The sequence below is a fragment of the Paracoccus sp. NIOT.M2S5SZ12 genome, from assembly GCF_057748165.1.
The window spans coordinates 1-13,334 of sequence record NZ_JBYLFR010000016.1; the positions used below are offsets into that span (position 1 = coordinate 1).

10 protein-coding genes are annotated in these 13,334 nt (G+C 71.1%); 4 read left to right on the forward strand and 6 right to left on the reverse strand.

The features are described 5' to 3' along the window. Both AC2SGK_RS13955 and AC2SGK_RS13960 read right to left on the reverse strand, forming a co-directional pair. A partial coding sequence (locus AC2SGK_RS13955) for an aminotransferase class I/II-fold pyridoxal phosphate-dependent enzyme (protein WP_488324187.1) occupies window positions 1-646 on the reverse strand: 646 nt, incomplete at its 3' end. 278 nt (window positions 647-924) lie between these two features. Beyond that, window positions 925-1,074 carry a hypothetical protein gene (locus AC2SGK_RS13960; RefSeq protein ID WP_488324117.1) on the reverse strand — a complete coding sequence of 50 codons (150 nt, stop codon included), beginning with the start codon at window positions 1,072-1,074 and terminating at the stop codon, window positions 925-927. Window positions 1,075-1,258: 184 nt separating this feature from the next. Here AC2SGK_RS13960 and AC2SGK_RS13965 point away from each other — a divergent pair, with 184 nt between their 5' ends. Both AC2SGK_RS13965 and AC2SGK_RS13970 read left to right on the forward strand, forming a co-directional pair. Next, entirely contained in the window at window positions 1,259-1,624 is a 366-nt protein-coding gene (locus AC2SGK_RS13965; protein ID WP_488324118.1) for a DUF983 domain-containing protein, read from the forward strand. 44 nt (window positions 1,625-1,668) lie between these two features. Beyond that, window positions 1,669-2,508: a DMT family transporter gene (locus AC2SGK_RS13970; protein WP_488324188.1), complete on the forward strand. Its 840-nt coding sequence runs from the start codon at window positions 1,669-1,671 to the stop codon at window positions 2,506-2,508. 12 nt (window positions 2,509-2,520) lie between these two features. Here AC2SGK_RS13970 and AC2SGK_RS13975 read toward each other — a convergent pair whose 3' ends face one another. Both AC2SGK_RS13975 and AC2SGK_RS13980 read right to left on the reverse strand, forming a co-directional pair. After that, on the reverse strand, window positions 2,521-3,072 hold the full coding sequence (locus AC2SGK_RS13975; protein WP_411838078.1) for an ActR/PrrA/RegA family redox response regulator transcription factor: 552 nt from the start codon (window positions 3,070-3,072) through the stop codon (window positions 2,521-2,523). A gap of 78 nt (window positions 3,073-3,150) precedes the next feature. Continuing rightward, complete coding sequence (locus AC2SGK_RS13980; protein WP_411838077.1) at window positions 3,151-3,777, reverse strand: SCO family protein; 627 nt, start codon at window positions 3,775-3,777, stop codon at window positions 3,151-3,153. 91 nt (window positions 3,778-3,868) lie between these two features. Between AC2SGK_RS13980 and AC2SGK_RS13985 the strand changes: the two genes are divergently transcribed. Both AC2SGK_RS13985 and AC2SGK_RS13990 read left to right on the forward strand, forming a co-directional pair. After that, window positions 3,869-5,221 (forward strand): ActS/PrrB/RegB family redox-sensitive histidine kinase, encoded by a 1,353-nt coding sequence (locus tag AC2SGK_RS13985; RefSeq protein WP_488324119.1) that lies wholly within the window; start codon window positions 3,869-3,871, stop codon window positions 5,219-5,221. Between the two features lie 68 nt (window positions 5,222-5,289). After that, window positions 5,290-6,903, forward strand: a complete 1,614-nt coding sequence (locus AC2SGK_RS13990) for a PAS-domain containing protein (RefSeq protein ID WP_488324120.1) — start codon at window positions 5,290-5,292, stop codon at window positions 6,901-6,903. 9 nt (window positions 6,904-6,912) lie between these two features. Here the strand turns inward: AC2SGK_RS13990 and AC2SGK_RS13995 are convergent, their stop codons facing one another. Further along, the gene (locus AC2SGK_RS13995; protein ID WP_488324121.1) at window positions 6,913-11,391 is read right to left on the reverse strand and encodes a translocation/assembly module TamB domain-containing protein; all 4,479 of its coding nucleotides are present in this window, start codon (window positions 11,389-11,391) and stop codon (window positions 6,913-6,915) included. Beyond that, window positions 11,391-13,262, reverse strand: coding sequence for an autotransporter assembly complex protein TamA (locus tag AC2SGK_RS14000; protein ID WP_488324122.1), 1,872 nt, complete (start codon window positions 13,260-13,262; stop codon window positions 11,391-11,393). The genes AC2SGK_RS13995 and AC2SGK_RS14000 overlap by 1 nt, the downstream gene beginning before the upstream one ends. Window positions 13,263-13,334 lie beyond the last annotated feature (72 nt).

The window sequence follows — 13,334 nt, forward strand, 5'->3', positions numbered from 1 at the left end:
TGGCCGCCAGAAGTGCCGGGCATGAGACGATCATGATCGACGCAACCTGTCTCAAAGCACGCCGCACGGCATCGAGCCTATGGCTGAAAAAAGGGGGCGCGGGCGTCGGATCGGGCGAACCGCAGGTGGCATGGACACCGTCCGCATCGGGCGCCGCGACGTAGGCAACCCTCAGCGCCGGCGTCACGCATTTCGACAGCGTGGCCAGATGCCATGTCAGCTCCTGCGCCAGGGCCGCCAAGGCCGCGGCCCGGTCGGACCAAAGGGCGCCGTCGGGATCGTCCTCGATCAGGGTCACGCCGAAGCGGCGGGCGATGGCCGCGATACGGATGCGGCGCGCCTTGGACAGGGTCGCAGTCGTCGGATTGTTGATGGAGGGCACCACATACAGCGCCTTCGGGGCCGCCATCCGGCAGGCGCGCTCGAAATCCTCGGGGATCAGCCCGCCATCGCCCATGGCAATGGGCTCGATCCCGAGGGCCTGCTGCGCGGCGACCGCCCGGCGGCCGGGATCGGTCAGCCGACCGGCGGGCAGAACGTCCCCGGCCGCAAGCAGTAGTGCGCAGAGCGCATAGAGCCCCGACTGCGCCCCTGCGGCCAGAACGACCCGCTCGGACCGGCGGCCCCGATCCGCGCCGAGAGCCAAGCGTGCCCCGGCCTGGCGATCCGCCAGCGCCCCGCGCCCTGCCGATACCGCAGGCAGAGCCTGCCGCGCGGCCCCGACAGCACCGCGTTCATCGTTTGCGCGAACAGGCGGCGAAAGTCGATCGCGGCCGGCTGCGGGGGAATGTTCATGGACAAATCTGGCAGGGGCACGGGGCCGCCGCCGGGGCTCCGGGTCCTCGCGGCCGAAGGTCCCCCGCCCGGCATGCGCGGCGACCAGACCGCGCCGCCGCGCCTCGTTGGAGGCCCGCGTCACCGTCGTCAGGTCCACGTCCAGCGCCTCGGCGATGGTGCGCTGCGCAGGCAGGCGGTCTCCGGGCAGATGCTGCCGCGCCGGATGTCGGCCTCGAGCGCCTCGACGATGCCCGGATATTTCAGGGGCGCCTCATCGACGGAACGTGGCTTACACACGTCAGGCCCCCAGAATGTCCGGTCTGTCAGGGATCAGATGCTTGCGATGCATGGCCGCACGGACAAGCGGAGCGTGCTTTATTACGCCTATTTTCAGATTTGACCGAACGATCGTCATTGCAATATTTGGCATAAAGGCCATGCATTGCGCAGGGTGCAAACGGGGCTGGGAAGGCGGATCGGGATGCCGGAAGAACGCAAGGACAAGGCGGCCGTCATGCGCGGCCTGCGCAACCGCTGCCCCAATTGCGGAGAGGGACGCATCCTGAGGGGCTATCTGGACGTCATTCCGGAATGCCAGGGCTGCGGCCTGCCCTTCCGGCGCTATCCGGCGGCGGACGGCCCGGCCTTCTTCACCATGACGATCATGCTGCTGCTGCTGATCCCGCTGCTGGGCTACACCTGGGTCGTGTTCCGGCCCAGCCCGCTGATGCTCCTGCTGATCGTGGGCGCGATCACCGGCGCGCTCACCATGATCCTGCTGCGCGTCATCAAAAGCGCGTTCATCGCCTATCTCTGGGCGCATGACGAGCAGGACCGCGGGGCGTGACCCTGCCGTCCGATCATCGGCAGAATCTGGCCGGCGCGGCCTGGATGACCTTCGCGATGGCCGCCTTTGCGGTCGAGGACGCGCTGGTCAAGGCCGTGGCCGCGGTCCTGCCCGTCGGTCAGGTCATGATCCTGTTCGGCCTGGGCGGCGCGGTCCTGTTCGCCGCCGTCGCCCTGCGGCGGGGCGAGGCGCTGATGACGCGGGACGTGATGTCGCGCGCCATGCGCATCCGGGTCGTCCTCGAGATCACGGGGCGACTGTTCTACGTCCTGGCGCTGGCGCTGATCCCGCTGTCCACCGCGACGGTGATCCTGCAGGCCACGCCGCTGGTCGTGGTGGCCTCGGCCGCGATGATCTTTGGCGAACGGGTCGGCTGGCGGCGTTGGACGGCCATCGGCCTGGGCCTGAGCGGCGTGCTGATCATCCTGCGTCCGGGGACCGAGGGGTTCTCGGCCCTGTCGCTGCTGGCGGTGGTCGGCATGCTGGGCTTTGCGGGCCGCGACCTGGCAAGCCGCGCGGCTCCGAAAAGCCTGGGCACGGCGGTTCTGGGCCTCTACGGCTTTCTGGCGCTGGCGACGGCGGGGCTCATGTTCTCGCTGTGGCGGCAGGAGGCGTTCCGGGTTCCGGACGCGCGGACCGCGCTGCTTCTGACGGCGACCATCGTCGTGGGGACGGCGGCCTATTCCGGCCTGATGAAGGCGATGCGCACGGGCGCGGTCTCGGCGGTCACGCCGTTCCGCTACACCCGGCTGCTGTTCGGGCTGATGCTGGGCATCGCGCTGTTCGGGGAGCGGCTGACGCCCGGCACGCTGCTGGGCTCGGCTCTGGTCGTCCTGTCGGGTCTGTTCATCCTGTGGCGCGGCCGGAGGGTGGTGGCGGCCTGAGCCGCCCTGCCCTCAGCGCGGGCCGCGCTTGGCCAGGATGCGCTGCAGCGTGCGGCGATGCATGTGCAGGCGGCGAGCGGTCTCGCTGACATTGCGTTCGCACTGCTCATAGACGCGCTGGATATGCTCCCACCGGACGCGGTCGGCGGACATCGGGTTCTCGGGCGGGGGCGGCAGCAGCTCGCCGCTGGAGAGCAGGGCCGAGGTCACGTCATTGGCATCCGCGGGCTTGGCCAGATAGTCGGTCGCGCCCATCTTGACGGCGGCCACGGCGGTCGCGATCGCGCCATAGCCGGTCAGCACGATGATGCGCGCGTCCGCCCGCTTGTCGCGCAGCGCCTCGACCACGTCCAGCCCGTTGCCGTCCTCCAGACGCAGGTCCACCACGGCATAGGCCGGGGCGCGCCGCTCGATCATGCGCATGGCGCCGGCGACCGTCAGCGAGGTCTCGGTCTGGAAGCCCCGCTTCTCCATCGCGCGCGCCAGGCGGGTCACGAAGATCTCGTCGTCGTCCACCAGAAGCAGGGAGGCGTCGGGGCCGATCTGTGCGTTCAACTGTTCCATCCGAACCCCTTTCCCGGGAATGTGTGCAGAAGGTGGGCGATGGCGTCGCGGAATGCAAACCCCATGCGACAAACTGCCTTACGCGGCCGCATCCATGTGGCAGGCGACCGTCTCGGCGATGCGTTCGGGCGCGGTGTCGCGCGAGAAGAACTCGACCGTCCGGTTGCCGGGCATCACGAGATAGGTGTTGGTCATGTGATCGACCAGGTAGAACTCCTTGTCCTCCTCGTCGTTCAGCTTGAAGTAGTTGCGCCACCCCTTGTTCACGGCGGCGATCTCCTCGTCCGATCCGGTCAGCCCGACCATGCGGTCCGAGAACATGTCGGTATAGTCCGCAAGGACCTCGGGCGTGTCGCGACGCGGATCGACGGTGACGAACACGGTCTGCACGTCGCGCCCTTCCTCGGTCAACAGGGCCTCGGCCTCGGCGTTGCGGGCGGCGTCCAGCGGGCAGACGTCGGGACAGAAGGTGAAGCCGAAATAGAGCAGCGACGGCTTGTCGAATACCTCGTCCTGGGTCACGCGGACCCCGTCCTCGCGGGTCAGCACGAAATCGGTGCCGAAGGCGTCCATGCCGCCCGCCACGGCGCTGCCGCCGCATTGCGCGACTGCCACGTCGTCGCGGGTCAGCAGGAACAGCGATCCGCCCACCAGCACGCCGACGGCTGCGGCGGCCCCGATCATCAGGATTTTCCGGTCGGTCATGGCGGGCTCCTCTGGCGTGACGAATGTGCGCATTGATCGCGCATCGACCGGCGGGTATCAAGGTCGGGCAATGTCGCAGCAGGGGCGGTTGATGTCGATGTCCTCGGATCCCGCGCCCGATCCGCGCCAGGCCGCCTTCGCCGAGAGGTTCTCCGCGCCCATCGAGACGCCCAAGGCCGAGCCCATCCGCATGCGCACGCTGGTGCTGCTGCGCTGGTTCGCGATCGGCGGGCAGATGGCCGCGGTGATCGTCGCGTGGATGATGGGCATCGGCTTCTGGAAGACGCCGATCATCCTGCTGATCGCGGCGTCCATCACCATGAACCTGTGGCTGTTTCTGCGCCCGCCCAAGCGCACCTCTCCGGGGCGCGCGGTGCGGCAGCTGTCCTTCGACCTGGTCCAGATCTCGACCCTGATGGCGCTGACCGGGGGGATGGCCAATCCCTTCGCGCTCCTGGTGCTGGCACCGGTGACCATCGCGGCCGCCTCGCTGAACGCGCGGCAGGTGCTGGCCCTGGGGCTGGCGACGGTGGCGCTGATCTCGGTCGCGGCGGTCTTCGGGCTGCCGCTGCGCGACCCGGACGGAGAGATCCTGCGGATGGAGCCGATCCTGGCCCTGGGCCACTGGGTCGCGCTGGTCATCGGGGTGGTGTTCTTCGCGGGCTATGCGCATCGCGTCACGGGCGAACTGTCGGACACCTCGGGGGCGCTTTTCGCGACGCAGATGGCCCTTGCGCGCGAACAGCGCCTGCAGCATCTGGGCGGCGTCGTCGCCGCAGCCGCACATGAGATGGGCACCCCCCTGGCCACCATCAAGCTGATCGCGGCCGAGCTGGCCGACGAGCTGGAGGACCGGCCCGACCTGCGCGCCGACGCCATCGCCCTGCGCGACAGCGCCGACCGGTGCGCGGCGATCCTGCGCAGCATGGGTCGCGCGGGCAAGGACGACCTGCACATGCGCGCGGCCCCCCTGCGCGCCGTGCTGGAGGACGCGGCCGAGCCCCATGCCGATCGCGGCCCGCAGATCGAGATCCATGCCGAGGGTCCGGTGATCCACCGCGACCCGGCCATCATCCACGCGCTGCGCAACCTGATCCAGAACGCCGTCGACTTTGCCGAGAGCCGCGTCGTGATCGAGACGCAGGTGACGCAGGGCGCGCTGGTCGTCACGGTGCGCGACGACGGGCCGGGCTTTCCGCCGCATCTGCTGTCGCGGATCGGCGACCCCTACCTGACGCGGCGCGCCGAGGCACAGCGCGGCAGCTATGAGGGGATGGGCTTGGGCCTCTTCATCGCCAAGACCCTGCTGGAGCGGTCGGGCGCGCGGCTGACCTTCGCCAATGGCGGGCCGGGCGCGGTCGTGTCGGTGCGCTGGCCGCTGGAGCGCATCCGCGCGCATGACCGGGTCGCGCTGGCGCACAACCCGACCTTCGATGCGCGCTGAACGCGTCTTAACGGGTTGTTAATCACGACCGCCCTATGATCCGCGGGAACTGAAGGGGGACTTCGACGGTGGATATCCAGGGTGCGGGTTTCGTGGCGGTGGCGGTCCTGTGCGGGACGGTCTCGGTCCTGCTGGCGGTCGCGGCGATCCGGCTGTGGGACGCCCGGCGCGGCGGACGGCGGCGCATCGCGGCGCCCGGCCGGGCGCTGGACGGGCAGGTCCAGCCGATGGTGTTCCTGTTCAACGCCGCGCGGCTGATCGACGCGACCCCGCCGGCGCGCGCGCTTCTGGACCGGATCGGCACGCCCGATGACGACTGGATGCGGCTGATGTGCTGGATCGGACCGCGCTTTCCCGAGGCGCCGGACCGGCTGGCCCATCTGGACCGCGTCGGACGGGTCGAGATGGTGGGCCAGCAGGGCCAGGGCAGCGCCGTGCTGCGCCTGCTGGGCGAGGATCTGGGCCATGGGCTGTGGCGGCTGACGCTGACCGATCCGGGCGCGGAACATGCCGGGATCGTGGTCGATTCGATGTCGCTGCAGGCCATGGAGGAGGAGCTGGAGCTGCTGCGCGGGGCGCTGGACCAGACGCCGATGCTGGTCTGGCGGCTGGATGCCGAGGGTCGGGTGACCTGGGCCAACGCGGCCTATCTGCGCCGGGCCGAGGCGCGGGCCGAAGGCGCGCTCGGCTGGCCGCTGCCGCGGCTGCTGGACGCGCCGCGACCCCGCGTGGGCGCCGAGACCGCCAGCCGCCGCGCCGCGCTGGAGGATCACGGCATCGTCAGCTGGTACGACTGCCACAGCCACCGGATGGGCGATCAGGTGATGATGTTCGCCCTGCCTGCCGACGCGGCGGTGCGGGCCGAACGCAGCCTGCGCGACTTCGTGCAGACCCTGACCAAGACCTTTGCCGACCTGCCGATCGGGCTGGCGATCTTCGATCAGACGCGCAAGCTGCAGCTGTTCAACCCGGCGCTGATCGACCTGACGCATCTGCCCACCGGCTTCCTGACCGCGCGCCCGTCGCTGTTCGATTTCCTGGACCAGCTGCGCGAGCAGCGCATGGTGCCCGAACCCAAGGACTATCGCAGCTGGCGTCAGCACATGGCCAACCTGGAGAGCGCCGCCGCCACCGGCCACCATGTCGAGACCTGGTCGCTGCCCGGCGGGCAGACCTATCGCGTGACCGGCCGCCCCCATCCCGACGGCGCGGTGGCCTTCCTGTTCGAGAACATCACCTCCGAGATGTCGCTGACGCGCAAGTTCCGGGCCGACCTGCTGTTGGGCGCGCATGTGCTGGACGGGCTGGACGACGCGCTGGCGGTCTTTGCCACGAACGGGCAGCTGGTCCTGTCGAACCAGGCCTATCGCGGGCTGTGGGGCGCGTCGCCGGCCAGCCTGGCCGAGGCGGTCGGCGTGTGGGAGGCCGCGTCGCCCCTGGGCCCGGGCTTCGCCGCGCTGCGCGAGGCGCTGGACCAGGGCGAGGATGCGGCGCTCAGCGGCGCGATGGCCGGGCCGCAGGGTCAGCTTCTGGGCTGGACGGTCACGCCGCTGTCGGGCGGGCGGCGGATGCTGCGGTTCCGCATGGCGTCGGGCCAGCCGATGACCGCCGTCGCGGCCGTCGCGCAGGCCGAGGTCATCCCCGCCCTGCGCCCCCTGCCCAACGCGATGGGCGCGGACTGATCCGCCGCCTCAGTAGTCGCGTTCGTAGAACACGCCCAGAGAGCTTCCGCCCCCGCTTCCCACCGAACCCCGCGCCCTGAGCGATTCGGTGATGTCCAGGTTCAGGTTGATCGAGGACCGCCCGTTCTCTCCGACCGAGACGTCGGTATAGACGTTCTCGGACAGATAGCGCCCGGCCCGCAGCTCGATGTTGCCCTCGTCGTCGGTGGTCAGGTCCAGGTCGTCCAGGCCCGCGCTGTCGCGCAGGTTGCTGATGATCCCGTCGCCGCCCCGGCCCGCCAGCACCGCGATGGCATTGGCCAGCTGCGCCGCCTGAAGCGGGCTGATGCTGTCCAGGCCGCGTCCGAACAGCAGCTGCGACAGCACCTCCTCCTGCGGCAGCTCGGGCGAGGATTCGAAGGTGATCTGCGGGTCGCGCACCTCTCCGTCGATGATAATGCGCGTGGTGATCTCGTCGCGCTCGGTCTCGGCCACCAGACGGATCACCGGAATCAGGCTGCCCTGCGGCTCGACCAGGCCCTCGGTCAGGGTGAAGCGGTTGCCCAGCAGATCGACCCGGCCCCGGATCAGCTGCAGGTTGCCGATCGGGATGGCGTTGCGCGCGGTGCCCTGCACGCGGAAGCCGCCGCCCAGTTCGGCGTCCACCCCCCGGCCGCGGATGAAGACGCGGTTCGGCGCGTTGATCTCCAGGTCCAGCCGCGGCGGGCGGCCGGGCGTCGCGGGCGGCCCGGCCAGCCCCGCCTCCAGCGCGGCATCGCTTGGATAGGGCTCCAGCCCGGCGCGCGCACGGGTGGCGCGGACCGGCGGGCGCTGGCTGCCGACATGGCTGATGTCGGGAATGGCGCGGGCGCCGCCCAGGCCCGTGGACGGAATGCGGATCTCGGTCTCGCCCAGGTCGATCCGGCCCGAGATGACCTGACCCGTGGCCCCCGACCCGCTGAAGCGCAGCTGCCCGTCCACCACCGTCTGATAGAGGTTCGGATCGCGCAGCACGACCTGCGCCAGCGCGATCGACAGATCGACCGCCCCGTTCGACAGGTCCACCGGCCCCGACAGCGTCACCCGGCCGCCCGGCGCGACATTGGCCGCGCCGTCGATCTGCAGGCGCCCCGACTGGAACCCCGCGGTGACGTCGATCCCCTCCAGGCGGATGCCCAGGCCCGGATCGGCCAGCCGCCCGTCCGTCAGCCGCACCTGGCCCGACAGCGCCTGCAGCGAGGGCGCACCCTGCAGCCGCAGATCGATGGCCAGCGGCCCCTCCACGCTGCGAGTGCGCAGGGTGGTGTTGGCCAGCGCGGAATCCGCGCGCCCGGTGATCGCCAGGTCCGTGGTCGATCCGTCGCGCGCCGCCCGGCCCGCGACGCGCAGGTCGGTGTTGCCCGGCGCCGTGGCGCGCAGGTCCACGGCATAGTTCGGCCCCTCCTCGCGCAGCGTGCCCGTCACCGCCACCGCGCCCGGGAATTCGCGCAGGATCAGCCCCAGGTCTGACAGCCGCGCATCCAGGTTGATCCCGGTCGCGGGCGCGCCGTCGGCGGTCACGGTCAGCTGCGGGTTGGTCACCGACAGGCGCTGGACCGAGATGCCCTGCGCGCCCTGGCTGGCGGCCAGGTCGAACCGCGTCTGGCCCGCCAGGACCGGATCGATGCGCGGCTGCCCCAGGGCCAGCCCCGAAGCGCTGCCGGTGGTCTCGATCCGCCGCGTGGTGCCGTCATCGGTGATCCGCGCCTGCGCCTGCAGCGCGCCGCGGATGCCGTTGCCCAGAAAGCGCAGATCGCCCGCATCCAGCTGGGCCTGAAGGTCGGTCGCGCCCGCGCCGACCTGTCCGATGGCGCTGGCCTGCAGGCGGGGGTTGGTGATCCGGGCCTCCTGCAGGGTCAGGACGCCGCCCCGTTCGGTGCCGCTGACCGACAGGCGGGTCTCTCCGGCCAAGGCGCCGTCCACCTGCGCCTGCCCCAGGGACAGGTCGCGCGCCAGGCCCGTCAGGCTCAGGCGGCGGATGCCGTCGCCGGCCTCGGCGAAGCTGCCCTGCGCGTCAAGGCTGCCGCGCCAGCCCGGCCCGAAGGGCGCCAGGCTGGCCACCTGCACGTCGCCGGTCAGGTTGGTGACGCCGGGACCATAGGTGCCCTGCACGCGGGCCTGCATCTGGTCGTTGGTCAGGCGTCCCTGGTCGATGGTCACCACGCCGTCGCGTTCGCTGGCGCTCAGCGCCAGCTGCGTCGTGCCGGTCAGCGCGCCGTCGGCGCCGGTCGCGCCCAAGGACAGGTCCTGGCCGGTGCCGGTCACATCGATCCGGCGTGCGCCGTCCTCCTCGCGCAGGACCGCATCGGCCTGAAAGCCGCCGCGCCAGTCCGCGCGGATGGACGACAGGTCCACCACCGCCAGCCGCGCCGTCGCATCCAGCGCGCCCTCGGCGAAATTGCCCTGCGCCTCGGCGCTCAGCTGCGGGTTCTCCAGCCGGAACTCCTCCAGCTGGAACCCCGCGCGGGTCTGCACCGCATCGGCGCTCAGACGGGTGCTGCCGCGCAGCGAATTGTCCAGCGCCTCGATCCCGATGCGCAGATCCTCGGCCATGCCGGTCACCGTCAGGCGGCGCTGGTCGCGCGGACCGCCCAGCACGGCCTCGGCCTCCAGCGATCCGCCCAATGCGCCCCCGGCCTCGGCCAGCGACGGCATGGAGATCTGCGCCCGCACATCGCTGGTCAGGGTGCTGACCAGGCCCTGCGCGGTCGCGGTCAGGCGGTTCGCGTCGATGCGGAAATCCTCGACCTCCAGGCCGCGCTCGTCGCGGCGGGCTTGCAGCATGATGGTCGACCGGCCGTCCAGCAGCTGGTCCAGCTGCGGCTGGTCCAGCGCGATGTCGCGGCCGTTCACCTCAGCGTCGATGGCAAATTCGCGGCTGAGCAGCACGTAATAGCCCTGCAGCGCCGCATCCGCCGCCCCGGTCAGCGGCCGCCCCGCCAGTTCGGAGAGCCGGGCCAGATCGGTATAGCGCGCATCCGTATCGACCGAGAGCGTGATGCCGCTGCCCAGACCCGACACCAGGAAGTTGCCGTCCAGCCCGTAATCCGCGCCGCGCAGGCGAAAGTTCGTCACGTCCAGCGCGTTGCCGGGGGTGAAGTTGAACCCGGTGCGCCCCTCGATCCCCGTGCCGACGGCCTGCGCCAGCCCCGGATCGTCCAGCGCCAGGTCCCGCACCGCGAAGTCGATCGCCCCGATCACCTCCGAGAGCGCGCCCCCGTCCAGGAAGATCTGCCCGCGCCCGGCCAGATCGACCGCCCCCAGGGTCGCGCCGTTCAGGACCAGCGCCCCGACGCCCCCGTCCAGCCGCCAGCCGTCGCTGCGCGCCGCGTCATAGGCGAAGGTCAGGCGGCCCGAATCGACCGTGGCGCCCTCGCCCGCGAAGGGCAGGGGAACCGGCACGACCGGCGCGCCGGCATCGCGGCCCAGCATGATCTCCAGCCGGGCCTCGCGCGGGGCGGAGCGGTCGTTGGTCGAGAAGGAGCCGGACACGCGCAGCGCGTCGGTGGTGATGTCCAGTTCCGGGATCTCCAGACGCCCGGTCTCGGCCCGCCAGCCGCGGGCGGTGACATTCGTCTCCTGCCCGAAGAAGGCGCGGTCCTGCGGGCGCAGCAGGGATGCCACGTCGCCGCCCAGCTGAAAGTCGAAGCCCGTGCCCGGCGTGCCGTCGGGACCGGTCCGGCCGGTGGCGCTGACCCGGCCGGTGATGCGCGGCTGGCCGTTGGTGGCCAGGCGGATGTCGGCGGCAAAGTCGCGGATCTGACCCTCGCCGCTGATCTGGGCGGTCAGGGCGGGCTTGTCATAGAGATTGACCAGGTTGGCCAGAAGGCCGTCCGCGGCCTCGTCCAGGCCCAGGTTCAGGCGCAGCACCTGGGTTTCGTTGCTGTAGCCCGCGTCCAGCACGAACTGTCCGCGCGGGCCGTCCAGACGGTCGATGGTCAGCTGGGCATTGCCCTCGCCGCCCTCCAGGCTGAGGCCGCCGGCGACCGACAGCGCGGCCTCGACCCCGATCACCGGCTCTCCCAGGACCACGCGTCCGGCGCGGATCTGCTCGATGTTCAGCGCGACGGGCAGTTCGGGCAGGGCGAAGACGCGCGCCTCGGTGCGCACGGCGGGCTGTTCGGATTGCGGCAGGCGGGGCAGCAGGATCTCGGCGGCGGACAGCTCGGCGATCTCGATCCGGCGGCGCAGCAGGGCGCTGCGGTTCCACTGGATCGCGCCGTCGCGCAGCGTCAGCCACGCGCCCTGACCGTCCGAGATGCGCATCTCGGTGAAGGTCGCGCGCGAGGAGAGCGCGCCCTGGAACCCCTCGATCACCACCTCGCGGTCGGTGCCAGACAGGTTGCGTTCCAGAAGCCCGGTCAGAAAGCCGCGGTCGTCGTCCACCGCGGCGCTGAGATCGGCCACGGTCTGTGCCAGGACGCCGAGGGGAAACAGGACGGCGAAGGCGATGATCCAGAATCTGCGCATCAGAATGCCTGCCCCAAGCCAAGATACAGTTGCACACCGCTGCCGGTGTCGCCCGAGACCGGCCCCGCCACGTCGAAGCGCAGCGGCCCGATGGGCGTGTCATAGCGCAAGCCCAGCCCCGCGCCCGCATGATCGCCGCTTTCGCCGCCGAACCCGTCCTGGGTCCAGACCTGGCCGTAATCGGCAAAGGCCACCAGGCCGATCTTCTCGCGGACCTGGAAGCGCAGCTCGGCCGTGGCGCTGGCGACCGACAGGCCGCCCGTCTTGATCGGGGTGCCGTCGGGGCCGGTGATCTCCTCGACGCCCAGCGACTGATAGGGATGACCGCGCACCGTGCCGCCCCCGCCCGAGAAGAACAGATAGTTGCGCGGCGTCCTGGCCAGTTCGGCCCCGAAGACCGACCCGGCCCGCGCCCGCCCCGCCAGCGTGAAGCGGTCCTCCGCCCCGAAGGAGCGGTAGATGCGCCCCTCGCCCAGCGCCCTGAGGCCGGAGCTGGTGTCGCCCATGCCCGCGAAGGGCGTGACCTCTCCGCTGAGATAGAAGCCGCGCTTGGCGTTGTTCTGGTCGTCGCGGCGGTCCCAGATCGTCTCGACCGGCAGGGCCAGCACCTTGAAGTCGGTGCGCCCGCTGGCGTCGAAGGCGCGCGAGAACTGATATTCCAGCTCTCCATCCACGCTGAGGCGGTCGCTGAACAGATGCGTCAGGCCCAGGCCCAGGGTGGCCAGATCCTCGTCGTAATCCTCCTCGCGCATCTGCGCGATCTCGGCATCCAGATAGGCGGTGGTGTCGGGGGTGATCGTGGCGGGGCGGTCCAGGCGGATGGTCAGCTCGTCGTCGCGATCGCTGGTCTTGGAGCCGATGTCCTTGACCTGCGCGTCGATGCGCAGCCGCTCGCCGCCACCCAGGAGGTTGCGATGCATCCAGTAGGCCGACAGCAGCGCCCCGTCCTCGGTCGAGATCTCGGCCCCCGCGCCGATCCGCCGGGGGGCCTGCTCGACCACCGTCAGGTCCACGTCCAGCCGGTCGCCGGGCGACAGTGTCTCGGCCTCCTGCAGGGTGATCGCGGAAAAGACGCCGCTGCGGCGCAGGCGCTGGCGCACGGTCTCCAGCTCCTCGGGGTCGAAGCGCTCGCCCTCGGGGAAACCGGCGATCTTGCGCAGGCGGCGCTCGTTCAGGCGCTGGTTGCCGCTGACCGACATGCGCCCGAAGGTGACGGCGGGGCCGGGGCTCAGCGCGATGCGGCTGTCCACGCGGCCGGCATCGTGATCGGCCACGATCTGCTGGTCGGCGACATCGGCCTTGGCATGGCCGAAGGCGCGCCAGCCGTCCACCCCGGCCAGCGCCGCGGCCCGCATCGTGCCGGTGCCCGCGGTCCGGCCCACCGCGTAGTCGTCGGATATCTCCGTCCCCGGGGCGACCGGGGCGATCTGGGCGCGCGAGAACTGGAAGACCGGGCCGGGTTCCACGCCGACGACGACGCGGGCCACCTGCGCGGGCGCGTCCAGGGGGGCGATCTCGGCGGCCTCGGTGCCGTCCAGGGTGATGGTGACCACCGCGTCGTAATGGCCCCGGTCATAGAGCAGGCCCAGCACGCGGGCATAGTCGCCCCGCGCGGCGGCCAGCACATCCTGTCCGGTGGTGCGATCCTCGCGCAGCGCGCCGGTCAGCAGCAGGGACTGCCGGATGGCGCGGGTCAGGTCCTCGTCCCCGCCCGCGACCCGCACGTCCAGGGCCACCGGCCCGTCCGCCTCGCTGCCGCGCCCGAACAGCCCCGAGAAGGGCGACGAGCTTTGCGCCACGGCCCCCGATGCCGCGAGGGCACCCGACAGCGCCGTTCCGGCCACCAGAAGCGCCTTGAGATATGCCCGCATCAACCCTGCCCCGTTCTTTTTGCTTGAGGCAATTGAAGCAGGATCGGCCTCGCGAATCCAGCCATGTTTGCG

Bases quoted from the DNA above. Each gene is read 5' to 3' on its own strand.
- AC2SGK_RS14000 (WP_488324122.1), bottom strand. From the start codon at position 13,262: ATGCGGGCATATCTCAAGGCGCTTCTGGTGGCCGGAACGGCGCTGTCG.
- AC2SGK_RS13985 (WP_488324119.1), top strand. From the start codon at position 3,869: ATGTCGATGTCCTCGGATCCCGCGCCCGATCCGCGCCAGGCCGCCTTC.
- AC2SGK_RS13965 (WP_488324118.1), top strand. From the start codon at position 1,259: ATGCCGGAAGAACGCAAGGACAAGGCGGCCGTCATGCGCGGCCTGCGC.
- AC2SGK_RS13980 (WP_411838077.1), bottom strand. From the start codon at position 3,777: ATGACCGACCGGAAAATCCTGATGATCGGGGCCGCCGCAGCCGTCGGC.
- AC2SGK_RS13970 (WP_488324188.1), top strand. From the start codon at position 1,669: ATGACCTTCGCGATGGCCGCCTTTGCGGTCGAGGACGCGCTGGTCAAG.
- AC2SGK_RS13975 (WP_411838078.1), bottom strand. From the start codon at position 3,072: ATGGAACAGTTGAACGCACAGATCGGCCCCGACGCCTCCCTGCTTCTG.
- AC2SGK_RS13995 (WP_488324121.1), bottom strand. From the start codon at position 11,391: ATGCGCAGATTCTGGATCATCGCCTTCGCCGTCCTGTTTCCCCTCGGC.